Source organism: Pseudomonas sp. BN515 (genome assembly GCF_029873155.1).
Classification (GTDB): domain Bacteria; phylum Pseudomonadota; class Gammaproteobacteria; order Pseudomonadales; family Pseudomonadaceae; genus Metapseudomonas.
Map to the genome: position 1 here is coordinate 93,486 of NZ_SSOH01000071.1, position 26,326 is coordinate 119,811.

At 63.3% G+C, this 26,326-nt stretch carries 31 protein-coding genes; 23 read left to right on the forward strand and 8 right to left on the reverse strand.

Annotated elements, in window-relative coordinates:
* Position 1: 1 nt before the first annotated feature.
* The 8 genes from E8E91_RS17490 (at position 2) to sthA (ending at position 7,284) form a co-directional block, all read left to right on the forward strand.
* Positions 2 to 1,213, forward strand: a complete 1,212-nt coding sequence (locus E8E91_RS17490) for an NADH:ubiquinone reductase (Na(+)-transporting) subunit B (RefSeq protein ID WP_280377291.1) — start codon at positions 2 to 4, stop codon at positions 1,211 to 1,213.
* Positions 1,206 to 1,994 (forward strand): Na(+)-translocating NADH-quinone reductase subunit C, encoded by a 789-nt coding sequence (locus E8E91_RS17495; RefSeq protein WP_280377294.1) that lies wholly within the window; start codon positions 1,206 to 1,208, stop codon positions 1,992 to 1,994. The genes E8E91_RS17490 and E8E91_RS17495 overlap by 8 nt, the downstream gene beginning before the upstream one ends.
* Entirely contained in the window at positions 1,991 to 2,665 is a 675-nt protein-coding gene (locus E8E91_RS17500; RefSeq protein WP_280377296.1) for an NADH:ubiquinone reductase (Na(+)-transporting) subunit D, read from the forward strand. The genes E8E91_RS17495 and E8E91_RS17500 overlap by 4 nt, the downstream gene beginning before the upstream one ends.
* Positions 2,665 to 3,273 carry an NADH:ubiquinone reductase (Na(+)-transporting) subunit E gene (gene nqrE / locus E8E91_RS17505; protein WP_151133027.1) on the forward strand — a complete coding sequence of 203 codons (609 nt, stop codon included), beginning with the start codon at positions 2,665 to 2,667 and terminating at the stop codon, positions 3,271 to 3,273. Before E8E91_RS17500 ends, nqrE begins: the two co-directional genes overlap by 1 nt.
* A 9-nt stretch (positions 3,274 to 3,282) precedes the next feature.
* Positions 3,283 to 4,509: an NADH:ubiquinone reductase (Na(+)-transporting) subunit F gene (gene nqrF / locus E8E91_RS17510; protein WP_280377300.1), complete on the forward strand. Its 1,227-nt coding sequence runs from the start codon at positions 3,283 to 3,285 to the stop codon at positions 4,507 to 4,509.
* Entirely contained in the window at positions 4,502 to 5,509 is a 1,008-nt protein-coding gene (locus E8E91_RS17515) for an FAD:protein FMN transferase (protein ID WP_280377302.1), read from the forward strand. The genes nqrF and E8E91_RS17515 overlap by 8 nt, the downstream gene beginning before the upstream one ends.
* A 2-nt stretch (positions 5,510 to 5,511) precedes the next feature.
* Positions 5,512 to 5,739 carry a (Na+)-NQR maturation NqrM gene (nqrM, locus tag E8E91_RS17520; protein WP_280366148.1) on the forward strand — a complete coding sequence of 76 codons (228 nt, stop codon included), beginning with the start codon at positions 5,512 to 5,514 and terminating at the stop codon, positions 5,737 to 5,739.
* Between the two features lie 150 nt (positions 5,740 to 5,889).
* Entirely contained in the window at positions 5,890 to 7,284 is a 1,395-nt protein-coding gene (gene sthA, locus E8E91_RS17525; protein ID WP_280366146.1) for a Si-specific NAD(P)(+) transhydrogenase, read from the forward strand.
* 346 nt (positions 7,285 to 7,630) lie between these two features.
* Here sthA and E8E91_RS17530 read toward each other — a convergent pair whose 3' ends face one another.
* From E8E91_RS17530 to E8E91_RS17540, 3 genes are read right to left on the reverse strand one after another with little or no spacing between them, the layout of a single operon-like run.
* The gene (locus E8E91_RS17530) at positions 7,631 to 8,353 is read right to left on the reverse strand and encodes a glycerophosphodiester phosphodiesterase (RefSeq protein ID WP_151133032.1); all 723 of its coding nucleotides are present in this window, start codon (positions 8,351 to 8,353) and stop codon (positions 7,631 to 7,633) included.
* Positions 8,354 to 8,355: 2 nt separating this feature from the next.
* Entirely contained in the window at positions 8,356 to 8,646 is a 291-nt protein-coding gene (locus tag E8E91_RS17535) for a phosphodiesterase (protein WP_280377304.1), read from the reverse strand.
* Positions 8,647 to 8,655: 9 nt separating this feature from the next.
* Positions 8,656 to 9,240 carry a PilZ domain-containing protein gene (locus E8E91_RS17540; RefSeq protein ID WP_280377307.1) on the reverse strand — a complete coding sequence of 195 codons (585 nt, stop codon included), beginning with the start codon at positions 9,238 to 9,240 and terminating at the stop codon, positions 8,656 to 8,658.
* Positions 9,241 to 9,407: 167 nt separating this feature from the next.
* On the opposite strand from E8E91_RS17540, the gene E8E91_RS17545 reads away from it, so the two are divergent.
* The 3 genes from E8E91_RS17545 to E8E91_RS17555 are packed head-to-tail and all read left to right on the forward strand — an operon-like array spanning position 9,408 to position 12,580.
* Positions 9,408 to 10,658 (forward strand): lipoprotein-releasing ABC transporter permease subunit, encoded by a 1,251-nt coding sequence (locus E8E91_RS17545; RefSeq protein WP_280377309.1) that lies wholly within the window; start codon positions 9,408 to 9,410, stop codon positions 10,656 to 10,658.
* Positions 10,651 to 11,334, forward strand: a complete 684-nt coding sequence (lolD, locus tag E8E91_RS17550; protein WP_151133036.1) for a lipoprotein-releasing ABC transporter ATP-binding protein LolD — start codon at positions 10,651 to 10,653, stop codon at positions 11,332 to 11,334. Before E8E91_RS17545 ends, lolD begins: the two co-directional genes overlap by 8 nt.
* Position 11,335: 1 nt before the next feature.
* On the forward strand, positions 11,336 to 12,580 hold the full coding sequence (locus tag E8E91_RS17555) for a lipoprotein-releasing ABC transporter permease subunit (RefSeq protein WP_280377311.1): 1,245 nt from the start codon (positions 11,336 to 11,338) through the stop codon (positions 12,578 to 12,580).
* A gap of 128 nt (positions 12,581 to 12,708) precedes the next feature.
* Here the strand turns inward: E8E91_RS17555 and E8E91_RS17560 are convergent, their stop codons facing one another.
* Positions 12,709 to 13,236, reverse strand: a complete 528-nt coding sequence (locus tag E8E91_RS17560; RefSeq protein WP_280366132.1) for a DUF2062 domain-containing protein — start codon at positions 13,234 to 13,236, stop codon at positions 12,709 to 12,711.
* Between the two features lie 173 nt (positions 13,237 to 13,409).
* Between E8E91_RS17560 and E8E91_RS17565 the strand changes: the two genes are divergently transcribed.
* From E8E91_RS17565 to murB, 8 genes are all read left to right on the forward strand, one after another.
* On the forward strand, positions 13,410 to 15,635 hold the full coding sequence (locus tag E8E91_RS17565; RefSeq protein ID WP_280377314.1) for a DNA internalization-related competence protein ComEC/Rec2: 2,226 nt from the start codon (positions 13,410 to 13,412) through the stop codon (positions 15,633 to 15,635).
* Between the two features lie 72 nt (positions 15,636 to 15,707).
* Positions 15,708 to 16,343: a MotA/TolQ/ExbB proton channel family protein gene (locus E8E91_RS17570; RefSeq protein ID WP_280377316.1), complete on the forward strand. Its 636-nt coding sequence runs from the start codon at positions 15,708 to 15,710 to the stop codon at positions 16,341 to 16,343.
* On the forward strand, positions 16,340 to 16,786 hold the full coding sequence (locus tag E8E91_RS17575; RefSeq protein ID WP_280377318.1) for a biopolymer transporter ExbD: 447 nt from the start codon (positions 16,340 to 16,342) through the stop codon (positions 16,784 to 16,786). The genes E8E91_RS17570 and E8E91_RS17575 overlap by 4 nt, the downstream gene beginning before the upstream one ends.
* The gene (gene lpxK, locus E8E91_RS17580; RefSeq protein ID WP_280377320.1) at positions 16,786 to 17,790 is read left to right on the forward strand and encodes a tetraacyldisaccharide 4'-kinase; all 1,005 of its coding nucleotides are present in this window, start codon (positions 16,786 to 16,788) and stop codon (positions 17,788 to 17,790) included. Before E8E91_RS17575 ends, lpxK begins: the two co-directional genes overlap by 1 nt.
* Positions 17,791 to 17,829: 39 nt before the next feature.
* A complete protein-coding gene (locus E8E91_RS17585; protein WP_077525327.1) occupies positions 17,830 to 18,015 on the forward strand; it encodes a Trm112 family protein in 186 nt (61 codons plus the stop codon).
* The gene (kdsB, locus tag E8E91_RS17590; protein WP_280377321.1) at positions 18,012 to 18,776 is read left to right on the forward strand and encodes a 3-deoxy-manno-octulosonate cytidylyltransferase; all 765 of its coding nucleotides are present in this window, start codon (positions 18,012 to 18,014) and stop codon (positions 18,774 to 18,776) included. Before E8E91_RS17585 ends, kdsB begins: the two co-directional genes overlap by 4 nt.
* Positions 18,776 to 19,240, forward strand: a complete 465-nt coding sequence (locus E8E91_RS17595) for a low molecular weight protein-tyrosine-phosphatase (protein ID WP_280377323.1) — start codon at positions 18,776 to 18,778, stop codon at positions 19,238 to 19,240. The genes kdsB and E8E91_RS17595 overlap by 1 nt, the downstream gene beginning before the upstream one ends.
* Positions 19,237 to 20,256, forward strand: a complete 1,020-nt coding sequence (gene murB, locus E8E91_RS17600; protein WP_280377324.1) for a UDP-N-acetylmuramate dehydrogenase — start codon at positions 19,237 to 19,239, stop codon at positions 20,254 to 20,256. Before E8E91_RS17595 ends, murB begins: the two co-directional genes overlap by 4 nt.
* A 116-nt stretch (positions 20,257 to 20,372) precedes the next feature.
* On the opposite strand, the gene E8E91_RS17605 is transcribed toward murB, so the two are convergent.
* Together E8E91_RS17605 and E8E91_RS17610 are read right to left on the reverse strand one after the other, a co-directional pair.
* On the reverse strand, positions 20,373 to 20,654 hold the full coding sequence (locus E8E91_RS17605; RefSeq protein ID WP_044875096.1) for a pyrimidine/purine nucleoside phosphorylase: 282 nt from the start codon (positions 20,652 to 20,654) through the stop codon (positions 20,373 to 20,375).
* 77 nt (positions 20,655 to 20,731) lie between these two features.
* Positions 20,732 to 21,274 carry an exonuclease domain-containing protein gene (locus tag E8E91_RS17610; RefSeq protein WP_280377326.1) on the reverse strand — a complete coding sequence of 181 codons (543 nt, stop codon included), beginning with the start codon at positions 21,272 to 21,274 and terminating at the stop codon, positions 20,732 to 20,734.
* Between the two features lie 116 nt (positions 21,275 to 21,390).
* Between E8E91_RS17610 and E8E91_RS17615 the strand changes: the two genes are divergently transcribed.
* On the forward strand, positions 21,391 to 22,263 hold the full coding sequence (locus E8E91_RS17615; RefSeq protein WP_280377329.1) for an NAD(P)-dependent oxidoreductase: 873 nt from the start codon (positions 21,391 to 21,393) through the stop codon (positions 22,261 to 22,263).
* Positions 22,264 to 22,388: 125 nt separating this feature from the next.
* On the opposite strand, the gene E8E91_RS17620 is transcribed toward E8E91_RS17615, so the two are convergent.
* Complete coding sequence (locus E8E91_RS17620; protein ID WP_190828389.1) at positions 22,389 to 22,730, reverse strand: DMT family protein; 342 nt, start codon at positions 22,728 to 22,730, stop codon at positions 22,389 to 22,391.
* A gap of 72 nt (positions 22,731 to 22,802) precedes the next feature.
* On the opposite strand from E8E91_RS17620, the gene E8E91_RS17625 reads away from it, so the two are divergent.
* Genes E8E91_RS17625 through E8E91_RS17635 form a run of 3 tightly spaced genes read left to right on the forward strand, consistent with a single transcriptional unit; the run spans position 22,803 to position 24,612 of the window.
* Entirely contained in the window at positions 22,803 to 23,660 is an 858-nt protein-coding gene (locus E8E91_RS17625; protein ID WP_280377333.1) for a hypothetical protein, read from the forward strand.
* 45 nt (positions 23,661 to 23,705) lie between these two features.
* The gene (locus E8E91_RS17630) at positions 23,706 to 23,963 is read left to right on the forward strand and encodes a YkgJ family cysteine cluster protein (protein ID WP_280377336.1); all 258 of its coding nucleotides are present in this window, start codon (positions 23,706 to 23,708) and stop codon (positions 23,961 to 23,963) included.
* Between the two features lie 46 nt (positions 23,964 to 24,009).
* On the forward strand, positions 24,010 to 24,612 hold the full coding sequence (locus E8E91_RS17635) for an START domain-containing protein (protein WP_280377339.1): 603 nt from the start codon (positions 24,010 to 24,012) through the stop codon (positions 24,610 to 24,612).
* A 65-nt stretch (positions 24,613 to 24,677) separates the two neighbouring features.
* Here E8E91_RS17635 and gltA read toward each other — a convergent pair whose 3' ends face one another.
* Positions 24,678 to 25,964, reverse strand: coding sequence for a citrate synthase (gene gltA / locus E8E91_RS17640; protein WP_151133052.1), 1,287 nt, complete (start codon positions 25,962 to 25,964; stop codon positions 24,678 to 24,680).
* Positions 25,965 to 26,326: the final 362 nt, after the last annotated feature.

The following is a 26,326-nucleotide window of genomic DNA, read 5'->3' on the forward strand; positions in this document are numbered from 1 at the left end:
AATGGGCCTTAGAAAATTCCTCGACCGCATCGAGCACAACTTCGAGCAGGGCGGTCGCTATGAAAAGTGGTACGCGTTGTACGAGGCGGTAGATACCTTTTTCTATCGCCCCGCCAACGTGACCCGCACCACGGCCCATGTGCGCGACGGCATCGACCTCAAGCGCATGATGATCACCGTCTGGCTCTGCACCTTCCCGGCGATGTTCTTCGGCATGTGGAACGTCGGCTACCAGGCCAACCTGGTATTCGCGCAGAGCCCCGAGCTGCTGGCGGCCCAGGAGGGCTGGCGCTTCGCCCTGATCGGTTCGCTGGCTGGTTTCGACCCGAACAGCCTGTGGGACAACTTTATCCAGGGCGCTGCCTGGTTCCTGCCCATCTACGCCGTGACCTTCATCGTCGGCGGCTTCTGGGAAGTGCTGTTCGCCTCCATTCGCCGGCATGAAGTGAACGAAGGCTTCTTCGTCACCTCCGTGCTCTTCGCCCTGACGCTGCCGCCGAGCATCCCTCTCTGGCAGGTGGCGCTGGGCATCAGCTTCGGCGTGGTGCTGGGCAAGGAAGTCTTCGGCGGCACCGGCAAGAACTTCCTCAACCCGGCGCTGGCCGGTCGCGCCTTCCTCTTCTTCGCCTATCCCGCGCAGATTTCCGGGGACGAGGTGTGGACGGCGGTGGACGGTTTCGCCGGCGCCACTTCCCTGAGCCTGGGCGCTGCAGGCGGCGTCGAGAACATCGTCGGCCACGGCATCAGTTGGATGGACGCGTTCCTCGGCACCATCCAGGGCTCCATCGGCGAAACCAGCACGCTGGCCATCCTGATTGGCGGCGGCGTGCTGCTGGTCACCCGTATCGCAGCCTGGCGCATCGTCGCCGGCGTGATGCTGGGGATGATCGCCACCAGTTGGCTGTTCAACACCATCGGTTCGGACACCAACCCGATGTTCGCCATGCCCTGGTACTGGCACCTGGTCCTGGGTGGCTTCGCGTTCGGCATGATGTTCATGGCGACCGATCCGGTGTCCGCGTCCATGACCAATACCGGCAAATGGTTGTTCGGCGCGCTGATCGGCCTGATGGTGGTGTTGATCCGCGTGGTCAACCCAGCCTTCCCGGAAGGCATGATGCTGGCGATCCTCTTCGCCAACCTGTGCGCGCCGCTGATCGACCATTTCGTCGTCCAGGCCAATATCAAGCGGAGGCTGGCACGTAATGGCTAACCAGAAAGAATCCACTGTCCGCACCCTGATGGTGGCCCTGGTGGTCTGCCTGGTGTGCTCCGTGTTCGTGGCTGGCGGTGCGGTAGCGCTTAAGCCCATTCAGGTGGAAAACCGCGAGTTGGACAAGCAGCGCAGCATCCTCGCCATTGCCGGCCTGGGTCAGCCAGGCATGTCCGCTGACGAGGTGAGGAAGCTCTATGCCGAGCGCATCAGTGCGAAGGTGGTGGACCTCTCCACCGGCGATTTCGCCGATGCGATCCAGGCCGCCGGCTTCGATCCGCTGAAAGCCGCCAAGGACCCGGAGCTCTCCGACGCGCTGCCGGCCGAGCAGGACATCGCTTCTATCAAGCGCCGCGAGCGCTTCAGCACCGTCTACCTGGTCGAGCAGGAGGGCAAGCTGCAGACCCTGATCCTGCCGGTGCGTGGCTACGGTCTCTGGTCGACCCTGTACGGCTTCCTGGCGCTCAAGGGCGACCTCAATACCGTGGTCGGCCTCGGCTTCTACCAGCATGGCGAGACTCCAGGGCTCGGTGGCGAAGTGGACAACCCGAAATGGAAGGCGCTGTGGAATGGCAAGAGCCTGTTCGATGAGCAGGGCCAACTGGCGATCCAGATCATCAAGGGCAGCGTCGACGCGCAGTCGCCAAACGCCAGTCACCAGGTCGACGGTCTTGCCGGTGCGACGCTGACCAGCAAGGGCGTCAACAACCTGCTGCATTTCTGGCTGGGCAAGAACGGCTTCGGCCCCTTCCTGGCCAAACTGAACGACGGGGAGGCATGAACATGGCGCAACCCACTATCCGATCGGTCCTGCTGGACCCGATCCTGCACAACAACCCCATCGGCCTGCAGATCCTCGGCATCTGCTCGGCCCTGGCGGTCACTTCCAACCTGAAGACCGCGCTGGTGATGTCCATCGCCCTGACCCTGGTGACCGGCTTCTCCAACCTGTTCATCTCGATGATCCGCAGCCAGATCCCCAGCTCGATCCGCATGATCGTGCAGATGGTGATCATCGCATCGCTGGTAATAGTGGTGGACCAGGTCCTCAAGGCCTATGCCTTCAGTCTTTCCAAGCAGCTCTCGGTGTTCGTCGGCCTGATCATCACCAACTGCATCGTGATGGGCCGCGCGGAAGCCTTTGCCATGGCCAATCCGCCGCTGCTGTCGTTCTTCGATGGAATCGGCAACGGCCTGGGCTACAGCGCCATGCTGATCGTCCTCGGCATCATTCGCGAGCTGTTCGGCGCCGGAAAGCTGCTGGGCTACGAGGTGCTGCCGGTAATCAATGATGGCGGCTGGTACCAGCCCAACGGCCTGCTCCTGCTGCCGCCCTCGGCCTTCTTCCTCATCGGCCTGATCATCTGGGCCCTGCGGAGCTGGAAGACCGAGCAGAAAGAGGCGCCGGCCTACAAGATCGCGCCCCAGGTATCCAACAAGGAGGCCTACTGATGGAGCATTACCTCAGCCTGTTCGTGAAGGCCGTGTTCGTCGAGAACATGGCCCTGGCCTTCTTCCTCGGCATGTGCACCTTCATCGCCATCTCGAAGAAGGTGGAAACCGCCATTGGCCTGGGTATCGCGGTGATCGTGGTGCAGGCCATCACCGTGCCGGCCAACAACCTGCTGTATAGCCTGTTGCTGAAAGACGGCGCCCTGGCCTGGGCCGGCTTGCCGGATGTGGATCTGTCATTCCTCGGTCTGCTCAGCTACATCGGGGTGATCGCCGCCATCGTGCAGATCCTCGAGATGCTGCTCGACAAGTACGTACCCTCGCTCTACAACGCCCTCGGCGTGTTCCTGCCGCTGATCACGGTGAACTGCGCCATCATGGCCGGCTCGCTGTTCATGGTGGAGCGCGATTACAACCTCGGCGAAAGCGTGGTCTACGGCATCGGCTCCGGTTTCTCCTGGGCGTTGGCCATTGCGCTGCTGGCGGGCATTCGCGAAAAGTTGAAGTACAGCGATGTCCCCGAAGGCCTTCAGGGCCTCGGCATCACCTTCATCACCATCGGCCTGATGTCCCTCGGCTTCATGTCGTTCTCCGGTGTGCAGCTTTAAGGAAAGGACATGCTGAGTTTCGAAATATTCCTCGCCATTGGCATGTTCACCGCCATCGTCCTCGGGCTGGTGGTGATCATCCTGGCGGCCCGCGCCAAGCTGGTTTCCAGCGGCGATGTGAACATCGTGATCAACGGCGAGCGGACCATCACCGTGCCGGCCGGCGGCAAGCTGCTGCAAACCCTGGCATCCCATAACGTCTTCCTCTCTTCTGCGTGCGGTGGTGGCGGTACCTGTGCCCAGTGCAAATGCGTGGTGGAAAGCGGTGGTGGCGAGATGCTGCCCACCGAGGAATCCCACTTCACCCGCCGCCAGGCGAAGGAAGGCTGGCGCCTGTCCTGCCAGACGCCGGTGAAGCAGGACATGCACATCGAAGTGCCGGAAGAGGTCTTCGGCGTGAAGAAGTGGGAGTGCACGGTGGAGTCCAACCCCAACGTGGCCACCTTCATCAAGGAGCTGACCCTGCGTCTGCCGGAAGGGGAGAGCGTGGATTTCCGTGCCGGTGGCTACGTTCAGCTGGAGTGCCCGCCTCACCAGGTGGCCTACAAGGACTTCGACATCCAGCCTGAGTACCGGGGCGACTGGGACAAGTTCAACCAGTGGAAGTACGTGTCCAAGGTCGACGAGACGGTTATCCGCGCGTACTCCATGGCCAACTACCCGGACGAGAAGGGCATCGTCAAATTCAACATCCGCATCGCCTCGCCGCCTCCCGGCAAGGATGACCTGCCACCGGGGCAGATGTCTTCCTGGGTGTTCAGCCTCAAGCCGGGCGACAAGGTCACCGTTTACGGTCCCTTCGGCGAGTTCTTCGCCAAGGACACTGAAGCTGAGATGGTCTTCATTGGTGGTGGCGCGGGCATGGCACCCATGCGTTCGCACATCTTCGACCAGCTCAAGCGCCTGGGGTCCAAGCGCAATATCAGCTTCTGGTATGGCGCGCGCTCCCTGCGCGAAGCCTTCTATACCGAGGAGTACGACCAACTGGCGGCCGAAAACCCCAACTTCCAGTGGCACCTGGCGCTGTCCGACCCGCAGCCGGAGGACAACTGGACGGGGCTGAAGGGCTTCATCCATAACGTCCTGTACGAGAACTACCTCAAGGACCACCCGGCCCCTGAGGATTGCGAGTTCTACATGTGCGGCCCGCCGATGATGAACGCCGCGGTGATCAAGATGCTTACCGACCTTGGTGTGGAGCGGGAAAACATCCTGCTGGATGACTTCGGTGGCTAAGCGCATCGCCTTCCTGCTTTCGGCCGGCTTGCTACTGGCCGGCTGCAGCGACCGCCTGGAGCAGTTCGGCGGCCCAACCATGGGCAGCAGCTACTCGGTGAAGTATGTGCGCAGCGCGTCCGGTCCCTCGGTGGAGCAGGCGCGCAACGAGGTAGAGGGCATCCTGGCCGAGATCGACCAGCAGATGTCCACCTACCGTGCCGATTCCGAGGTGGAGCGTTTCAACGCCCTTCCTGCGGGCAGCTGCATGGCGTTGCCAGCCTCGATGCTGGAACTGGTTTCCTTCGCCGGCGAACTGTCGAAGGACAGCGCGGGCGCCTTCGACATGACGGTGGAACCGCTGCTCAATCTCTGGGGCTTCGGTCCGCAGTCCAAGGGCGACCAGGTGCCCAGCGCCGAAGCCATTGCTGCCGCCAAGGCTGACGTCGGCCAGCAGCACTTGACCATTCGGGGTTCCGAGCTGTGCAAGGACGCGGCGGTGCAGCTGGACTTCAACAGCATCGCCGCCGGCTACGCCGTCGATCGCGTGGTGGCAAGGCTTGGTGAACTGGGTGTCAGCAGCGCCCTGGTGGAGATCACCGGTGAACTCAAGGCCATCGGTCGCAAGCCGGACGGCGCGCCCTGGCGCATCGCCATCGAAGCGCCGCGCGACGATCGCCAGGTGGCGCAGCAAGTCATTCAGCTGGACGGGCTTGGCGTTTCCACCTCGGGCGACTATCGCAACTACTTTGTAAGGGATGGCAAGCGCTATTCCCACACGCTGGACCCGAAGACCGGGGCACCGATCAGCCATAACCTCGCGGCGGTGACTGTGGTGGACGAGTCGGCGCTACGGGCGGACGGCCTGTCTACCCTGCTGATGGTGCTGGGGCCGGAGGAAGGTGCGGCTTTTGCTGAGCGCCATGGCATCGCCGCGCTCTACGTAACGCGCGAAGGTGATGGATTCAGGAGTCGTGGCAGCAGCCGCTTCCACGAACTGTTCGAGCAAGAGGAGAAGTGAGCATGACCTTCGTTCTGGTGTTCGTGATCATGCTGCTGGTAGTGCTGGGCATGGCCATCGGCGTGATCATGGGACGCAAGCCGATCGCCGGCTCCTGTGGGGGTATCGCCAACCTCGGCATCGAAAAGGAATGCTCGATCTGTGGTGGTAATCGTGAGAAATGCGAAGAAGTGCGCCGCGAGGGCGATGTAGTGGATTCAGCGCTCGCCTACGACGCGACCAAGCGCTAATGTGCAGCGCCAAGCGGCTCGGCTAAGCTGCACGCCAGTTCAGGGTCCCGCCCGGGATCGCCGAAACAGGTTCCGAATTCCGCGGTGTGGTTCGCCGCGGACCTTGCCGGGGGCGCCAGAGGGCGCCCCGGCCCGTTATGAGGAGTAAGCATGGCTGTCTACAACTACGACGTAGTGGTGCTGGGTTCCGGCCCGGCGGGTGAGGGCGCGGCAATGAACGCCGCCAAGGCTGGTCGCAAGGTGGCGGTGGTGGACAACCGCCCGCTGGTCGGCGGCAACTGCACCCACCTCGGCACCATCCCGTCCAAGGCCCTGCGCCACTCGGTACGGCAGATCATGCAGTACAACACCAACCCGCTGTTCCGCCAGATCGGCGAGCCGCGCTGGTTCTCGTTCCCCGACGTACTGAAGAGCGCCGAGCGGGTGATCTCCAAGCAGGTGGCCTCGCGTACCGGCTTCTACGCGCGTAACCGCGTCGATGTGTTCTTCGGCACCGCCAGCTTCCATGACGAACAGACCGTGGAAGTGGTCTGCACCAGCGGCGTGGTGGAAAAGCTGGTGGCCAAGCAGATCATCGTCGCCACTGGCTCGCGTCCCTACCGCCCGGCAGACGTCGACTTCCATCACCCGCGTATCTACGACAGCGACACCATCCTCAGCCTGACCCACACGCCGCGCCGCATCATCATCTACGGAGCCGGTGTGATCGGTTCCGAATACGCCTCCATCTTCAGCGGCCTGGGCGTGCTGGTGGACCTGATCGATAACCGCGACCAGCTGCTCAGCTTCCTCGACGACGAGATTTCCGACGCCCTGAGCTATCACCTGCGCAACAACAACGTGCTCATTCGCCACAACGAGGAGTACGAGCGCATCGAGGGTCTGGAGAATGGGGTGATCCTGCACCTCAAGTCCGGCAAGAAGATCAAGGCCGACTGCCTGCTGTGGTGCAACGGCCGTACCGGCAACACCGACAAGCTGGGCCTGGAAAACATCGGCATCAAGGTCAACAGCCGTGGCCAGATCAACGTCGACCAGTACTACCGCACCGAAGTCAGCAACATCTTCGCCGCTGGCGATGTGATCGGCTGGCCGAGCCTGGCCAGCGCCGCCGCCGACCAGGGCCGTTCGGCTGCCGGGAGCGCGGTCGAGAATGACAGCTGGCGCTTCGTCGACGATGTGCCGACCGGCATTTACACCATTCCGGAGATCAGCTCCATCGGCAAGAACGAGCGCGAACTCACCCAGGCGAAGATCCCCTATGAAGTGGGCAAGGCTTTCTTCAAGGGCATGGCCCGCGCGCAGATCTCCCACGAGCCGGTGGGCATGCTGAAGATCCTGTTCCATCGCGAAACCCTGGAAATCCTCGGCGTCCACTGCTTCGGCTACCAGGCGTCGGAGATCGTGCACATCGGCCAGGCGATCATGAACCAGAAGGGTGAGGCGAATACCATCAAGTACTTCGTCAACACCACTTTCAACTACCCGACCATGGCGGAAGCCTACCGGGTGGCAGCGTTCGACGGCCTCAACCGGCTTTTTTGAGCGGCACCGGCCGGGCGCCTGAACCGGCCGGGGAGGATCCTCTCGACGATCCGCGCACCTGGCGCTGGCCGAATCGGGAGAGCTTCTGATCAGGCGACGCCCAGAATGAAAAACCGGCCCTTGCGGCCGGTTTTTTCATTTGGTGCCCCCACAGGAAAAGCAGAGAACTGTCCGATTGGCACAGGCTGCTCCCTCTCCCTTTGGGAGAGGGTTGGGGTGAGGGCTGTTTCAGGCTGGCTTGAGATCAGTTCTATTGGCGAATGAACTCGCCGTTGCTTTGATGGGTTGCCAACAGCCACGGCTGATTGACATGGAATCTCCCACGGGGCGGGATGGATCGGGTACTTCAGCGAATACCGACCGTGGTGCTGGCCAGTCCGGGGAAGTCGGTGATGATGCTGTCCACGCCGAAGTCCGCCAGGCGGCGCATCAGGGCTGGTTCATTGACCGTCCACACCGATACATGCAGCCCTTCCTTTTGCGCCCGCAGCAGGCGTTCCGGCGTGCACAGGGTCCAGTTCAGTGCCAGCAGGTCGCAGCCGTGATGCTTGGCCACCTTGAGCGGGTCGAGCCAGGCGTACTCGGCCACCAGGCCACGGGACAGCTTCGGCGTCAGGCGGTTGAGTGCGCGCAGCACTTCCCGCGAGCTGGAGGTGACGGTCACCTTGTCCATCAGGCCATGGCGCTCGGCCAGTTCCTGGATCGCCAGCACCGTCCGTGCGGCGCGTACCCGCGATGCGCTCTTCACTTCCAATTGCCAGTGCTCGAAGTCGCAGTGCTCGAACAAGGTCGCCAGGCGTGGAATGGGGCAGGGCTGGTGCCAACCGGGACCGCCCAGGCGGGCGTCGTAGGTCACCAGTTCCTCGGAGTCATGCTCCGCTACCTTGCCGCGGCGGCCGGTGGTGCGCTTCAAGCTGGGGTCGTGGATCACCATCAGCTCGCCGTCACGGGACAGATGCAGGTCCAGCTCGCAACGCTTCACGCCATGTGACAGGCATTGACGAAAGCTGGCCAGGGTGTTTTCCGGGCATTCGCCCTTGGCGCCTCGATGGCCGTAGATCAGGGTCACGTTTATTCCCTTGGTGCTCTGGGTTGATGGTGGCGAACGCTGTCGATGACGCGTCCGCTTTCGAAGTAGACCGAGAATTCGCGGTAGTCCCAGCGGCTGATGGGCGGCTTGCCGACCGCAGGGTGTTCTTCGTCGGGCAGGCCGAAGCGCTCCAGCACGGCGTTCTGGCTTTCACCGCGCGCCGGCAGCGAAAGGCCCGGGTCGCCCTGGTCTCCGACGGGGATTTCGATGGTTTCAGCGCCAGCGGGCAGCGCGAAGAGGAGACAGGTCAGCAGCAGGCCGGGGCGCGTCATGCGAGGGACTCAGGAAGAAGGGGAGGAGCGTTCACGGGCCTGGCGTCGCTGCTGGGCCTGTTTCTGCAGAATGTGCCGTGCCAGCAGCTGGCGCTGGGCATCGGTCAGCGCCTCGAACTCGGTGCCGATTTCGAACTGGCCATCCTCGCGCGGCCGGCTATGGACCACCACGGCACGCAGCAGCATGCCGAGGGCCTGGGGCATCAGTACCATCTTGATCGCCAGGTGGGTGCCAGGTTCCAGGGGCTGAGCACTGCTGAAGCTGATGCCGCCCTCGGAGAGGGTGACCTGGCGCGCCGGGCCGATGTCCCGCAGCAGACTCTGGGCGAGTGCCTGACCGAGCAGGTCGATGCGTTTGTTGATGACCTTCAGGTAGCCGGCCAACGTGCGATCGCGCTCATGGATATGCCGCAGCAAGTGCTGGGATTCAAAGTCCATCAGGTGCAGTTCGCTGAGCAGGCTGAACAGCTGGGAAGCGCTGTCGGCGCCGCTTGCATCAGCTGTTTCGCCCTGTTTCAGCGGGTGAAATTCCAGTGCGATCGTATCTTCGATGCGGTAGTATTCGCGGCGGTCATCCGCGTCTCGTGTCGACATGGCGAACCCATGGCAGCAGTGGTGGTCGAAGAGCTGTTCCGTTATCGCAAGTCCGTTTGCGTCGCCCGGGGCGCCGCGACAGATCACGAACAGAATTTGAGTGTAAACGCTGCTCGCCAGGCCCCGCCACAAGGACGTCCCTTCTTTCGCCAGCGAACTCCACTTCCATGTTCAGACCGCTGTCCCTGTACATAGGCGCCCGTTACACGCGCGCCAAGCGCCGTAGCTACTTCGTCTCCTTCATTTCCCTGACTTCCATGATCGGCCTGGCCCTCGGCGTGCTGGTGATGATCCTGGTGCTGTCGGTCATGAACGGCTTCGACCATGAGATGCGCACCCGTGTGCTGGGCATGGTGCCCCACGCCACGGTGGAATCCGCCGTCCCCATCAAGGACTGGCGCAAACTGGCCGAAGGTGTCGCCCGTCATTCCGAGGTGAAGGCCGTGGCGCCCTACACCCAGGTCCAGGGCCTGCTGACCGCCGACGGCAAAGTGCAGAAGGTACTGGTCAATGCCGTGGACCCTCAGGAAGAGTCCAAGGTCTCCATCATCGGCGACTTCTTCCGCCAGGGAAGCCTGGATGCCCTGAAACCCGGCGAGTTCGGCATCGTCATCGGCGACCGTGCTGCCGCCAAACTGGGCGTGGGCATGGGCGACAAGGTCACCTTCGTGATGCCCGAAGTGGCAGTCACCCCTGCCGGCGTCTTCCCGCGCATGAAGCGCTTCACCGTGGTCGGCATCTTCCATGTCGGTGCCGGTGAGCTGGACGGCTTCCTGGCCGTCGCCAACCTGTCCGATGTCGCCCGCCTGAAGCGTTGGCAGCCGGACCAGGTGCAGGGCCTGCGCCTCAAGCTCGATGACCTGTTCCAGGCGCCCCAGGTGGCCTGGCAGATCGCCGGCGAATTGAAGGGCGAGGATTTCTACGCCCGTGACTGGACCCGTACCCACGGCAACCTCTACCAGGCGATCAAGATGGAGAAGGCCATGATCGGCCTGCTTCTGCTGCTGATCGTCGCCGTGGCTGCTTTCAACATCATTTCCACCCTGGTGATGGTGGTCACCGACAAGCGCGGCGATATCGCCATTCTCCGCACGCTGGGCGCCACGCCTCGACAGATCATGGGCATCTTCATGGTCCAGGGCACGGTGATCGGGGTCGTCGGTACCCTCATCGGCGGGGTGCTGGGCATTCTCGCCGCACTCAATGTGAGCGATGCCATCGCCCTGCTGGAGCGCCTGCTGGGACACAAATTCCTCAGCGCCGACGTTTATTTCATCGATTACCTGCCATCCCAGCTGATGGCCGAGGACGTGGTGATGGTCTGCTCGGCCGCGCTGGTCCTGAGCTTCCTCGCCACCCTTTATCCCGCCTGGCGTGCCGCGCGCACCCAGCCAGCAGAGGCATTGCGCTATGAGTAACAAGGCAGTCCTGAGTTGCCGCAACCTGGGCAAGAGCTACGAGGAAGGTCCGCAATCCGTCGAGGTGCTGGCCGGCGTCGAACTGGAGCTGAACCCGGGCGAGCGAGTGGCCATCGTGGGTAGCTCCGGCTCCGGCAAGAGCACCCTGCTGAACATGCTGGGCGGCCTGGATACCCCGAGCAAGGGCAGCGTCTGGCTGGCCGGCGAAGAGCTGTCCGCCCTCAGCGAGACCGCGCGCGGCCTGCTGCGCAATCGCGCCCTGGGCTTCGTGTACCAGTTCCACCACCTGCTGCCGGAGTTCACCGCCCTGGAGAACGTTTGCATGCCGCTGCTGATCGGCCGCACCGCCATCGGTGAAGCGCGTCAGCGCGCCACGGCGCTGCTGGAGCGCGTGGGCCTTGGGCATCGCCTGTCGCACAAGCCGGCGGAACTGTCCGGTGGCGAGCGTCAGCGCGTGGCCATCGCTCGTGCGCTGGTCAATAACCCGGCGCTGGTACTGCTCGACGAGCCCACCGGCAACCTTGACCAGCACACCGCCCACGGCATCCAGGAGCTGATGCAGGAGCTGAGCCGTTCCCTGCAGACAGCCTTCCTGGTAGTGACCCATGACCTGCAGCTGGCCCGCCAGATGGATCGGGTGCTGCGCCTGGAAGAAGGCCGACTGGTGGCTGCCTGAGATGTTCAGACCTCTCCCGATCTTCATCGGCACGCGCTATACGCGCGCCAAGCGCCGTAACCACTACATCTCGTTCATCTCGCTGACCTCGATGATCGGCCTGGCGCTCGGCGTGCTGGCCATGATCGTGGTGCTTTCGGTGATGAACGGCTTCCAGAAGGAAATGCGCTCGCGCATTCTCGGCATGGTGTCCCATGCCACCCTGAGTGCTGATCAGCCCCTGGATGACTGGCGCCGCGTGGCCGACGCAGCGATGAAGCATCCGGAAGTGGTCGGGGCGGTGCCCTTTGCCGAACTGGAGGGCATGCTCTCGTTCAAGGGTTTGATGCAGCCGGTTCAGATCAACGGCATCGATCCCCGGGAAGAGACCAAGGTCTCCATTATCGGCAAGCACATGGTGCAGGGTGACCTGGATGCGCTGAAGCCGGGCGAGTCCGGCATCGTCATCGGCGAGATCACCGCGCGCCGCTTCCGCCTCAACGTCGGTGACAAGCTGACGCTCATCGTCCCCGAGGTGAGCAGCGCTCCGGGCGGCATCACCCCGCGCATGCAGCGCTTCAACGTGGTGGGTGTGTTCAAGGTCGGCGCCGAACTGGATAGCACCCTGGCGCTGATCAACGTCGCCGATGCCTCTGTCATCCAGCGCCTGCCGGAAGGCCAGGTGCAGAGTGTGCGCATCGCCCTGAAGGAACTGTTCCAGGCGCCTGAAGTGTCGAAGCAGATCGTCGCCGAGCTGGGGCAGGGCTATCGCGCCGATGACTGGACCCATACCCAGGGCAGCCTGTTCAGCGCCATGAAGATGGAGAAGACCATGATTGGCCTCCTTCTGTTGCTGATCGTGGCCGTGGCGGCGTTCAACATCATTGCCACCCTGATCATGGTGGTCGCCGACAAGCGCGCAGATATTGCCATCCTCCGCACCCTTGGGGCCACGCCCAGGCAGATCATGGCGGTGTTCATGGTACAGGGCAGCGTGATCGGCTTCGTCGGCACCCTGATCGGTACCGTGCTGGGCATCATCACCGCGCTCAACGTCAGCCAGTGGATCGCCGCCCTTGAGCGCGCCAGCGGCAGGCAGATCTTCAGCTCCGACGTCTACTTCGTCAGCTACCTGCCCTCCGAACTGCAACTGGGTGACGTGGTACTGATCTGCACGGCAGCGTTGGTCCTGAGTTTCCTGGCCACTATCTACCCGGCCTGGCGCGCGGCCCAGACCCAGCCAGCCGAAGCCCTGCGCTACGAGTAACGGGTTGCCCTGCGCAAATGAAAACGCCGCATCTGATGCGGCGTTTTTCTTTCTGGCGCGATTGAGTCGACGGGTGGGGTGCGCCATGCGCGCCGGTGTTTGAATGACGAGTCAGCCAGTGAGTCTGTTCAGCGGCTGACTTCCCGGCGCGCCTTCTGGCGTTTGCGCCAGCTGTGACCGACCCACCAGCGCCAATAGAGCATCGTCAGCATGTAGGCGAGCGCCCCGACCAGCACGCCACAGACCAATGATCCTAGGAGAAACGGCTGCCAGAGCGTGGAAAGTTCCTGGGTGATCCATTCCCAGGTCAGTTCATCGGGGAGGGCGCGCGGAGATATCTGCATGATCCAGGCGCCCATCTTGTAAGTGCAGTAGAAGACCGGCGGCATGGTGATGGGGTTGGTCAGCCAGACAAGGCCCACGGAGATGGGCAGGTTGGCGCGCACCATGATGGCCAGGCCGGCGGCCAGCAGCATCTGCATGGGAATCGGTACGAACGCGGCGAACAGGCCCATGGCCATGGCGCGGGCGACCGAATGGCGATTGAGGTGCCAGAGGTTCGGATCGTGGATCAGAGTGCCGAGAAAACGCAGGGACTTGTGGTCCCTGATGGTGTCCGGATTCGGCATGTAGCGTTTGAAGATGCGACGCGGCATGGGCGGTCTCTGGCGGACGAAAGCGCCGGGTATTATGCACACCCGGAAATGACATCGCCGGGTCAGTTTGTGTCGGCAAGTGTAAGGGGATTTGCGCGGGTTGCATCGGCCGGCGCTGGGCGGTACAGGACGTCGCCGCGCTTCCCGTCCCAAGGAAAGGGAGTCGGATATCCATGGTCTCGGGCCTGGTCGCCTTTGCTGGCGGCCTCCTTCTATTGCGCTGGATGCCCATCCTGCCGCCTGTCTGGTGGCTCTATCTCCAGCTGATTCTCGGATTGCTGCTGCTCGGTTCGCGGGCCTGGCGAGTGGGGCTGTTCCTGCTCGGGCTCGGCTGGGCCTGCCTTAGCGCCCATTGGGCGCTGGACGACCGACTGGAGCTGCGGCTGGACGGTCAGGTCCGCTGGCTGGAGGGGAGGGTGGTCGGCCTGCCAAGCAGGGCCGATGGCGTGGTGCGTTTCGAGCTGGAAGACATCCATGCGTCACGGGCACACCTGCCCAGGCGCCTGCGGCTGTCCTGGTACGACGGACCGCAGGTGCTGGCGGGAGAGCGTTGGCGACTGGCGGTCCGCCTCAAGCGGCCGCGGGGTGTCGTGAATCCGGCGACTTTCGACTTCGAAGCCTGGCTGTTGGCGCGGCGCATCGGTGCGACCGGCTCGGTAAAGACTGGTGAGCGCCTGTTGCCGGCCAGCGGTCCGGTTGCCTGGCGCGACCAGTTGCGCCAGCGTCTGCTTCAGGTAGATGCATGGGACCGGGCCGGCGGACTCGCCGCGCTGGTGCTGGGCGATGGCTCCGGCCTGCAGGATCGGGACTGGCGTCTGCTGCAGGACACCGGCACCACACACCTGATGGTGATCTCCGGGCAGCACATCACTCTGTTTGCCGGCGTGCTCTACGGCCTGGTAGCGGTTCTCGCTCGATTGGGGCTCTGGCCAAGGCGCTTGCCCTGGCTACCCTGGGCGTGCGCCATGGCCTTCCTCGGTGGGCTCGGTTACGGAATCCTGGCGGGGTTCGACGTCCCGGTCAGAAGGGCCTGTGTGATGCTGGCCGTGGTCCTGATCTGGCGTCTGCGCTTTCGCCACCTGGGAGTCCTCACTCCATTGCTGGTCGCACTCTGCGTCGTGCTGGTGGTCGAGTCCTTGGTGGTCCTGCAGCCCGGCTTCTGGTTGTCCTTCGGCGCTGTGGCCATTTTGGTCCTGACTTTCGCCGGGCGGTTGGGGGCCTGGCGCTGGTGGAAGACCTGGTGGCGCGCCCAATGGGTGATGGGCCTCGGCCTTGCGCCGATGCTGCTGGCCCTGGCGTTGCCCATTAGCCTCAGTGGTCCCTTGGCCAACCTGGTGGCGGTGCCCTGGATCAGTCTGGTAGTGCTGCCGCTGGCCTTGTTGGGAACCGCCACGCTGGGCGTTCCCTGGCTGGGAGAAGCGTTGCTCTGGCTGGCCGGAGGTGCGCTGGAACTCCTGTTCCAGATGCTGGCCTGGACCTCCACGCAGCTGCCCGCGTGGATTCCCGTACAGCTCCCGGTCTGGGCCTGGTTGCTGGGCGCGCTGGGTGTCCTGCTGCTGATAGCGCCGGCTGGCGTGCCGTTACGCGCGCTCGGCCTGGCGTTGCTGATGCCGGCGCTTTTCCCGCCGCAGCAGGGCCTCGAACCCGGCCAGGCCGAGGTGCGTGTGCTGGATGTCGGGCAGGGGCTTTCGGTGCTGGTGCGTACTCGCGAGCACGCGCTGCTCTATGACGCCGGTCCACGCCGTGGCGACTTCGATATCGGCGAGCGGGTGGTGGTGCCAACCCTGCGCGGCCTTGGCGTGTCCCGGCTCGACCTGATGCTGATCAGTCATGCCGATTCCGACCACGCTGGTGGGGCGCTGGCGGTGCGGCGCGGATTGACTGTGGATCGGGCACTCAGCGGCGAACCCGAACGCCTTGCGTCGGGTCTTGAGGCGGAGCCCTGTACGGCCGGCACGGCATGGTCCTGGGATGGCGTGGATTTCCTGGTCTGGCAGCCCCCGCCGGGTGGCGACAGCAATGACAGTTCTTGCGTGCTGGCCGTCGAAGCCGCCGGCGAGCGCATCCTGCTCAGTGGCGATCTGGGTGTTCGTGGGGAGGCGGCCTGGATCGCCAGCGGCCAGCCACTCGCGGCGCGCTGGCTGATAGCCGGGCACCATGGCAGCCGGACTTCTTCCAGTGCTGCTTTCCTGCGCGCCGTGAAACCGGAAAAGGTGCTGGTTTCCCGCGGTCATCTGAATGCCTATGGCCACCCGCATCCGTTGGTCGTGTCACGAATTCGCGCGCTGCCGGCGGAAATCCACGATACGGCGGAACAGGGCCACCTGTTGCTGCGTCTTGGCGCTTTTGGCGAGCTGGAAGTCGAGCGAGAAAAGTCTGTGTTCTGGAGGGAAAAATGAGAACGGCGGCGGTCGGCGAGGGCCTGACCCTATGCTAGAGTGGCGCCACTTTTCCGAAGGGGATTTCCTACCGTGTGGGAGTTGGTCAAAGCCGGTGGCTGGATGATGCTGCCGATCATTCTGTGTTCCATCGCCGCCACCGCGATCATCGCTGAACGCCTGTGGACCCTGCGCATCAGCCGGGTTTCTCCGCCGCACCTGCTTGGACAGGTCTGGCGTCAGATCAAGGACAAGCAGCTCAATAGCCAGAAGCTCAAGGAGCTACGCGCCTCTTCGCCGCTGGGTGAAGTGCTGGCTGCGGGCCTGGCCAACTCCAAGCATGGTCGCGAGATCATGAAGGAGTGCATCGAGGAAGCCGCCAGCCGCGTGATCCATGAGCTGGAACGTTACCTCAACGCCCTCGGCACCATCGCGGCCATGGCGCCGCTGCTCGGTCTGCTGGGTACGGTGTTCGGGATGATCGAGATCTTCGGCGGTTTCATGGAAAACGGCATGGCCAACGCGCCGGTCCTCGCTGGCGGCATCGCCAAGGCCCTGGTGACCACCGCGGCAGGCCTGATCGTGGCCATCCCGGCGGTATTCTTCCACCGCTACCTGCTGCGCCGTGTCGACGAGCTGGTTGTAGCCATGGAGCAGGAAGCGATCAAACTGGTGGAAGTGGTCCAGGGTGATCGCGAGGTTGACTTCGCAGAGGAAGCCAAAGCGTGAAGTTCCGCCGCAGGGCGGGCAATGTCGCCCGCGAAGAGGTGTTCCTCAACCTCACTTCGTTGATCGACGTGATCTTCGTGCTGTTGCTGTTCTTCGTGGTGACCACCACCTTCAGCAAACCGAGTCAGTTGAAGATCGAGCTGCCTGAGGCGGTGAGCGGCACGCTGCCCGAAGAAACCCAGCTGAAGACCCTGGAGCTGAGCATCGCTGCCGATGGCCAGTACTCGCTCAACGGCCAGAACCTGGTCAAAAGCGACCTGTCCACGCTGATCTCGGCCCTGGGGCGCGAGTCGGAAGGCGATAACAGCCTGCCACTGGTGATCACCGCCGACGCCCGCACCACCCACCAATCGGTGATCACCGCCATGGACGCTGCCGGCAAACTCGGCTTCAGCCACCTGCGCATGACCACCATCGAGTCCGAACCGGCCAAGAAGCCCTGATGGCCTTCTCCGACCGTTTGCTGGACGCCTGGTACCGGGGCCATCCGGCGCTGGGTCTTCTTGCTCCGCTTGAGTGGCTCTATCGCCGAGTGGCCGAGCGCAAGCGCGCGACCTTCCTCGCGGGGCAGGGCAACAGCTACCGCCCACCCATCCCCCTGATCGTTGTCGGCAACATCACCGTTGGCGGCACCGGCAAGACTCCGATGATTCTCTGGCTGATCGAACACTGCCGGGCGCGCGGGCTGCGTGTCGGCGTGGTCAGTCGTGGCTATGGCGCCAAACCGCCGCAGTTGCCCTGGCGGGTGCGTGCGGAGCAAGGCGCCGAACTGGCAGGCGATGAGCCGCTGCTGATCGTCCAGCGCAGTGGCGTTCCACTGATGATCGATCCGGACCGATCCCGCGCGGTGAAGGCCCTGTTGGAGCAGGAAGAGCTGGACCTCATCCTCAGCGATGACGGCCTGCAGCATTACCGCCTGGGGCGCGACCTGGAGCTGGTGCTCATCGATGCGGCTCGCGGACTCGGCAATCGTCGCTGCCTGCCGGCCGGCCCCCTGCGTGAGCCTCCGGAACGCCTGGCTTCGGTGGACGCGGTGCTGCGCAATGGTGCTGACGCCGATTCCGCCGAAGGCTTCGCCTTCAAGCTGCGGCCGAGCGTGCTGGTCAACCTCAAGAGCGGCGAGCGCGTGTTGCTGGAGCATTTCCCGCCGGCCCAGGCCGTGCACGCGGTGGCCGGCATCGGCAATCCCCAGCGTTTCTTCAGGACTCTGGAGGCGCTAAACTGGCGCCCGATTCCGCACCCCTTCGCCGATCACGCGGTCTATAGCCCGGAAGCCCTGGATTTCACGCCGTCGCTACCGTTGCTGATGACCGAGAAGGATGCGGTGAAGTGCCGGGCTTTCGCCGCTGCCGACTGGTGGTACCTGGCGGTCGATGCCGATCCGTCTCCAGCCTTCGTCGCCTGGTTCGACGGACAGCTGGCCCGCCTGCTGCCTAACCGCTTCTAACCCAGGTAGCCCTTGGGCTGCCGTCTCAAGGATTCACTCATGGACCCGAAACTCCTCGATATCCTCGCCTGCCCCCTGTGCAAGGGCCCGCTGAAACTGGCCGACGACAAGAGCGAGCTCATCTGCAAGGCCGATGCTCTGGCCTTCCCCGTGCGCGATGGCATCCCGGTGATGCTGGAAGGTGAAGCCCGTACCTTGAATGTCGACGAGCGCCTGGACAAATGACCCAGGCTTTTACCGTCGTCATTCCGGCCCGCTACGCCTCGACTCGCCTGCCTGGCAAGCCGCTGCAGGACATCGCCGGCAAGCCGATGGTCCAGCACGTGTGGGAGCAGGCGCGGCGCAGTGCGGCCCAGCGCGTTGTGGTGGCTACCGACGATGCACGCATCGTCGAAGCCTGCGCAGCGTTTGGCGCCGAGGTGCTGCTGACCCGCGTGGACCACAATTCCGGCACTGATCGTCTGGCCGAAGTGGCCAGCCAGCTTGGCCTGGCCAGTGACGCCATCGTGGTAAACGTGCAGGGTGACGAGCCGCTGATTCCGCCGGCCATCATCGATCAGGTGGCTGCCAACCTCGCCGCTCACCCGGAAGCTGGCATCGCCACCTTGGCCGAGCCAATCGAGGATGTGCAGGCGCTGTTCAATCCCAACGTGGTGAAGGTGGTTGCCGACCTCAATGGCCTGGCGCTGACCTTCAGCCGTGCACCGCTGCCCTGGGCTCGCGATACCTTTGCGGTCAGCCGTGACCAGCTGCCGGCAGATGTGCCTTATCGCCGTCATATCGGTATCTACGCCTACCGCGCGGGCTTCCTCCATGACTTCGTCACCTGGGGACCGTGCTGGTTGGAAAACACCGAGTGCCTGGAGCAACTGCGTGCGCTCTGGCACGGGGTGCGTATCCATGTGGCTGACGCCCTGGAAGCGCCGCCCACGGGCGTCGATACTCCAGAAGACCTCGAGCGCGTCCGGCGCCTGCTGGGGGCTTGATGCGCGTTCTGTTCGTTTGCCTCGGCAATATCTGCCGTTCGCCCACTGCTGAAGGTGTGCTCAGGCACAAATTGCGTGAAGCCGGATTGGTCGAGCAGGTGCAGGTGGACTCCGCCGGCACCGGTGACTGGCACGTGGGCAAGGCGCCGGACGCCCGCACCCGCGTGGCCGCACAGCGTCGCGGCTATGACCTTTCGCAGTTGCGCGCAAGGCAAGTGGCTGCAGAAGACTTCGCTCGTTTCGACCTGATCCTGGCAATGGACGAGAGCAATCTGTCCAATCTGCGCCGGCTGCGTCCCGGCAGTTCGTCGGCCGAGCTCGACCTGTTCCTGCGCCGCTACCAACTGGCGCTGGATGAGGTGCCGGACCCCTACTACGGCGGCGAGGAAGGCTTCGAGCAGGTACTCGACCTGGTGGAGCAGGCCTGCGATGCGCTGATCCTGGAAATCAAGGGGCGCCTGTGAACCTGGTCCTGCACGAAAACCTGTCCCTCAAGCCCTACAACACCTTTGGCGTGGACGTGAAGGCGCGCCTGTTCGTCGAAGCCCATGACGACGCCGAGGTGCGTGAAGCCATCGCCTTGGCGGCCCGGCGCGGTCTTCCGCTGCTGGTGATCGGCGGTGGCAGCAACCTGTTGCTGACCCGCGATGTGGATGCGCTAGTGCTGCGCATGGCGAGCCGTGGTATTCGCGTCCTGGCCGACGACGGCATGAAGGTGCTTCTGGAGGCCGAGGCCGGCGAGCCCTGGCATCCGCTGGTGCTCTGGACCCTGGAACAGGGCATGGGCGGGCTGGAGAACCTCAGTCTGATTCCCGGCACCGTGGGTGCCGCCCCCATGCAGAACATTGGGGCCTATGGCGTCGAGCTGAAGGACGTGTTCGCCGGGCTGACCGCACTGGATCGAGAAACCGGCGAGCTGCGTGATTTCGATCTTGAGGACTGCCAGTTCGCCTACCGCGACAGCCTGTTCAAGCGCGAGGCTGGTCGTTGGTTGATACTGCGGGTGCGTTTCAACCTGAGCCGCGCTGCGCAGCTGCATCTGGACTACGGCCCGGTGCGCCAACGCCTGCAGGCTGAGGGTATCGACGCGCCGACTCCCAGTGATGTCAGTCGCGCGATTTGTGCCATTCGTAGCGAAAAGCTGCCCGACCCCGCCGAGTTGGGCAACGCCGGCAGCTTCTTCAAGAACCCGCTGGTCAATGCCGACCTCGCCCAGCGCCTGCGTGGCGAGCATTCCGATCTGGTCGCCTATTCCCAGGCGGACGGGCAGGTGAAACTGGCCGCCGGCTGGCTGATCGAGCGTGCCGGCTGGAAGGGATTCCGCGAAGGCGATGCAGGCGTGCACCGTCTGCAGGCATTGGTGCTGGTGAACTATGGCTCGGCTACCGGGAACCAGCTCCATGAGCTGGCTCGCCGCATCCAGGCGGATATCGCAGCGAAGTTCGGGGTGGAGTTGGAGATGGAGCCTAACCTGATTTGAGGCTCACTTCCCGCCAATGAAAAAACCGGCCACATGGCCGGTTTTTTCTTCTCTCGAATCGGCAAGGCTGCCTTTGAAGCCACCTCGCCGACGCGCGTCAGGCCTGAGGCGTGCGCTTAGCGGTATTCGCAGAGATAGGCAGTGTCCTGGGCCACTTTCAGTTGGAACTTGCTGTTGGCCGGAACGGTGAATTTGCTGCCGGCGGCGAAGGTTTCCCAGGCGTCGCTGCCCGGCAGTTTCACGGTCAGGGCGCCGGCGATGACGTGCATCACTTCCAGCTGGCTGGTGCCGAACTCGTACTCGCCAGCAGCCATCACGCCGATGGTGGCCGGGCCTTCGGTCATGCCGAATGCGATGGATTTGACGGTGCCGTCGAAGTATTCGTTGACCTTGAACATGCTGGGCTCCTGGATGGGGTCTGAAAGGGGCCGACAGTATGCCCAAGGCGGGTTATGCCGTCACTAGGTTCGAACCGTCAGGCGGGGAGCACCAGAGGCAGCAGGCGCGCGGTGTTGCGGGCATCTTCGAGGGCACGGTGCTGTTGGCCCTGAAAGTGCAGGCCAGCCAGTTGCAGGGCGGTGTGCAGGCCCACGGCGCGCTTGAGTTGGCGCACCTCAGCGAAGCGCTGCTTGAGATTCAGGTGCGGTACGGCAGCTAGCAGGCTGTCGAGTCCATGCAGGTGCCACTCCTGTTCCAGTTGGTGGCGGTCGTAGTCGCCCCAACTCGCCCATCCCACCAGGCGCGGGCTGTGATGGCTGAGCCAGCGTTCGAAGGTTTGCCATACCTGAGGCAGGCTCGCCGCGCTGTCCATGTCGGACTGGCTGATATGGGTGAGCTGGCGGCAGAAGCCGGTCAGGCATGGGCGGCGCGCGGGACGCACGAAGCGTTGGAAGTGGTCCACTTCATGGCCGTCCGCGCGAACGAGAGTCGCGCCGATCTCGATGATTTCCATTTCTTCCAGGGGCCAACCGCCTTCTTCGGTGGTGGCTTCCAGATCGATGACCAGCCAATGTGGCATGGGGTTCTCCTTGGCATGGGGCGGTCGAGTCCTGCCCGGAGCGAGTATGGTGGCGCTTTCGCGGGTCGGCAAACTGCGTGTTAGGCTTTTCGGCAGGTCGACGAAGGAGAACAACAATGGCTGAAGTAGCGTTCATCGGTCTGGGGGTAATGGGCTTCAACATGGCCGGGCACCTGGCTTGCGAAGGTCACTCGGTAAGGATCTACAACCGCACGCCGGGGCGGGTCGCGCTGTGGTGCGACGAGTTCGGAGGCGATGCCTTCGACACGCCGCGCGAGGCGGCGGAGGGGGCGGAATTCGTGATGGTCTGCGTCGGTAACGACGACGATCTGCGAGCAGTGCTGCTGGGGGTGGACGGTGCCTTCGCAGGAATGGCGCCAGGTTCGATCCTGGTGGACCACACCACGGCTTCGGCGGACGTGGCGCGGGAAATGGCCGTCCTGGCCGCCGAGCGTGAACTGGGCTTCCTCGACGCCCCGGTCTCCGGCGGCCAGGCCGGGGCCGAAGCGGGCATGCTGTCGGTGATGGTGGGGGGCGAAAAGGCCTTCTACGATCGCGCTGCCCCTGTTATCGACAGCTACGCCAAGATGATTCGCCTCATGGGGCCGGTCGGGAGCGGACAGCTCACCAAGATGGTCAACCAGATCTGCGTCGGCGGACTGCTGCAGGGGCTGGCCGAGGCACTGCACTTCGCCCAGTGCGCAGGTCTCGATCCACAAGGCGCGATGGAGGTCATCAGCAAGGGCGCGGCGCAGTCCTGGCAGTTGGAGCATCGCCACCAGACCATGCTGGATGGCAAGTTCGACTTCGGGTTCGCCGTGGACTGGATGCGCAAGGACCTTGGCATCGTCCTGGACGAAGCGGCGCGCAACGGCGCGCAACTGCCCGTTACCGCGCTGGTGGACCAGTTCTACGCCGAGGTCCAGGCCATGGGCGGCGGGCGTTGGGATACGTCCAGCCTGATCGCACGGCTGAAAAAGCCGGCGTAGCGCGTGAGGCAGGCGTCCTGAGCTAAGACCAGGCTAGGCGGAAAGCGGGGAGAAAGCGGAGTTGACGACCGTCAATGAGCATTTCGATCCGATTTCCAACAACGCCTGGTCGACGATCAGGGCGCCTAGCTGCGGAAAATGAAGTAGACGGCGCCTAGTAGGCATAGCCCCGCCCACAGATAGTCCAGCTTCAGCGGCTGCTGCATGTAGAGCACGCTGAACGGGACGAAGATGGCCAGGGTGATCACTTCCTGCATGATCTTCAGCTGGCCGACCGAGAGTTCGGTGTAGCCGATGCGGTTGGCCGGCACCATGATCATGTATTCGAACAGGGCTATTCCCCAGCTGATCAGCGCTGCGATCACCCAGGGCTTGGTGTTGAGGGTCTTGAGATGGCCATACCAGGCAAAGGTCATGAATACGTTGGATAGCGCAAGCAGAGTGGCGGTCTGCATCCATACAGGCATGATCGGGTGCTCTGAGGCTGGGAGGAGCGCGCAAGCCTAATGGGTGCTGATTCTCAAGGAAAGGGGTGAGCCATGGCCGTCTGGCGTGGATTGGGGTTTGTGGCAATTGTGCTCCTCGGGGTGGCGATCGCAGCGCTGCGCGGTATCGATGCCTGGCGCAAGGAGCCCGTGATCGCGACGCTGCATGTGCCGCCGGCGTTCAAGGTTGCGCGGGATTTCGACTTTGGCCGCTATCGGATGTCGTGGAGCGGCCGGGGCCTTATCGTCTATCCGCAAGGGCGGCCGGAAAAGGTGCTCTGGGCTGCCGAGGGTGGATTTCTGGCGGCTGGTATGGGAGAGGCGGTGCCTGGTCTGCTCGATTCGGGGCGGGAATTGCACGATCTTCGTGACCGGCTATGCCGTGAGCAGAGCCTGGAAGCCTTCGAGCGTCTGGGGAGCAAGCTCTCGCTGAAGGGGCAGCTGCGCTGTGCCGATGGAGCCTTGAGCAGCTACGTGCTGACCTTGGAGGATGATGGCGAGCGCGGTCTGGTTCTGGTCGTGGCGCTGGGTGACCCGGCGCTGAATCGACTGTACCTGCGCTGGAGTCGTGAGGCAGGGGAGCGAATCTTCGGCTTTGGCGAGGTTTCCGGCGTCTACGACATGTCGGGGCGGCGCCTGGCGGTGCTGGCGGCTGGCAGCCGACCGGAGGAGGAGGGGGGCTGGAGCTCCTCGGCGACCCAGGCCTTTTTCGTGACCTCACGCCTTCGGGCCTTTCAGAGCCAGTCCAGTGCCTATCAGCTGTTCGATCTGCGTGATCCCCAGCGTGTCGGACTTGAAGTGCATGAGGGACGGCTCAAGGCATATATCTACAAGGGCGACAGCCTAGAAGAGCTGCGTGACCTGCAATCTTCGGTGCCTGGGGTCGTGTCAACGCCGGCTCTGCCCAAGTAAAATGGCGCTTCATGCCGTCATTCCTGTCGTTCGAGGTTCTTCGCCATGCATTGCCGCCCAGGCTGTGGCGCCTGCTGCATAGCTCCATCCATCAGCTCCCCGCTGCCCGGCATGCCTGAGGGCAAGCCCGCGGGTGAGCGTTGCCTGCATTTGTCCGCGGAGAACCTCTGCCAGCTGTTCGGCGACCCGCGCCGACCGACGGTCTGTGGCGATTTCGATGCGGATCCCGAGGTTTGTGGAGAAAGCCGCGAAGAGGCCATCCGCCTGCTCGGCTGGCTGGAACAGGCAACTTCGGCCGCCTAATCAATCTGCCGGCAGATCGCCGGTACCGCCTGAGCAAGGAGAGATCATGAGAATCAAGGTTGCGGCGCTCTGTGCCCTGGGGCTGCTGGCGGCATCCGCCGTGCAGGCCGAGGACTGGAAGCTGGCCAAGGACGAGGACGGCATCAAGGTATTCTTGAGCGAGGTGCCCGGGTCCAAGTACAAGGCCTATCGCGGCGTCGTCACAATGAAGGCTGACATGGCCACACTGCGTGCCCTGCAGGAAGACGTTGCCGGTTCCTGCGCCTGGATCCACGAGTGCAAGGAGCAGAAGCTGCTCAAGAGCGAAGGGGCGCAGAGCTGGACCTATACCCGCTTCAATACGCCCTGGCCGGTCACTCCGCGCGACTCGGTGCTGCACGTCACCTCCGAGATCGGGGCTGATGGCAGTGTGACGCGCGTTCTGGAGGGTGTGCCCAAATACCTGCCGGAAGCCGATGGCTTTGTGCGGGTGACCGAGGTGCAAGGCTTCTGGAAGCTGGCGCCCAAAGGAACGGGGGAGGTGGAAGTGACCTATCAGGTGCACACCGAGCCGGGCGGAAGCGTGCCATCCTGGCTGGCGAACAGTTTCGTGGTCGATGCGCCCTTCAATACCCTGAAAGCGATGCGCCAGCGGGCGGAAAAGCGCTGAACGGTTAGACGAAGTTGAAATAAAAAAGGCTGCCAATCGGCAGCCTTTTTCATTGGTGGAAAGCCTTACTTGCGGCCTTCCAGCGCGACGAAATCGCGCTTCTCGTAACCGGTGTACAGCTGGCGCGGACGGCCAATCTTGTACGGACCGGAGAGCATTTCCTTCCAGTGCGAGATCCAGCCCACGGTACGTGCCAGGGCGAAGATCACGGTGAACATGCTGGTCGGAATACCGATGGCCTTCAGGATGATGCCCGAGTAGAAGTCCACGTTCGGGTAGAGGTTGCGCTCCTTGAAGTACGGATCGTTGCGCGCGATCTCTTCCAGCTTCATGGCCAGCTCGAGCTGCGGGTCGTTGATACCCAGCTCGGCCAGAACCTCGTCGCAGGTCTGCTTCATGACCTTGGCGCGCGGGTCGAAGTTCTTGTAGACGCGGTGGCCGAAGCCCATCAGCTTGAACGGATCGTTCTTGTCCTTGGCCTTGGCCACGAACTTCTCAATGTTCGATACGTCGCCGATTTCGTCTAGCATGGTCAGCACCGCTTCGTTGGCGCCGCCGTGTGCCGGGCCCCAGAGGGCCGCGATGCCGGCTGCAATACAGGCGAAGGGATTGGCGCCGGAGGAGCCGGCCAGACGAACGGTAGAAGTAGAAGCGTTCTGCTCGTGGTCTGCATGCAGGATGAAGATGCGGTCCATGGCCTTGGCCAGCACCGGGCTGATCGGTTTGATCTCAGCCGGGGTGTTGAACATCATGTGCAGGAAGTTTTCCGCGTAATTCAGGTCGTTACGCGGGTACATCATGGGCTGGCCCATGGAGTACTTGTAGGCCATCGCCGCGATGGTCGGCATCTTGGCGACCAGGCGCATCGCCGATACTTCGCGGTGCTGCGGGTTATTGATGTCCAGGGAGTCGTGGTAGAAGGCGGAGAGGGCACCCACCACGCCGCACATGATCGCCATTGGGTGGGCGTCGCGGCGGAAGCCGTTGAAGAAGCTCTTCAACTGCTCGTGAACCATGGTGTGGTTCTTGATGGTGCCAACGAACTTGGCCTTCTCTTCAGCGTTCGGTAGTTCGCCGTTCAACAGCAGGTAGCAGGTTTCCAGGTAGTCGGACTTCTCTGCCAGCTGCTCGATCGGATAGCCACGGTGCAGCAATACGCCCTTGTCGCCGTCGATGTAGGTGATCTTCGACTCGCAAGAGGCGGTCGACATAAAGCCAGGATCAAAGGTGAAGCAGCCCGTGGAGGTCAGGCCCCGCACATCGACTACATCGGGTCCCATGGTTCCGGACAGAACGGGCAGCTCTACGGGGGCTGCGCCCTCGATGATCAACTGCGCTTTTTTGTCAGCCATAGCGGCCTCCTAGTTATGCTTGAAATCATCAGACAGCCCCCCACGCAGGGCCCGGGACACTATAGAGCTATAAATTCGAATGTCAATTTGAAGAAACCCATGTGGCAGTGGGGTTTGCGTGGGTTTTTAGGCGAAAAAAGAGGGGCTATTTACGCCTTTTATATGGGCAGCGCAATCCGCTTTTGGGGGCAGGCGTTTGCATTGTCATTAGTCAGCTAACTGTCTATACTCAGCGCCCGATCGCCAGGGGCCCTGGGCCCATATTCTGGAGGTCGGCACTCCCTTTGGTGAGGGGTACCTGATCAGTGCACTTCCCGACAACTTGCCCTGTTTGTTAGGGGCCTCAGTGTGAAAAAAAAGCC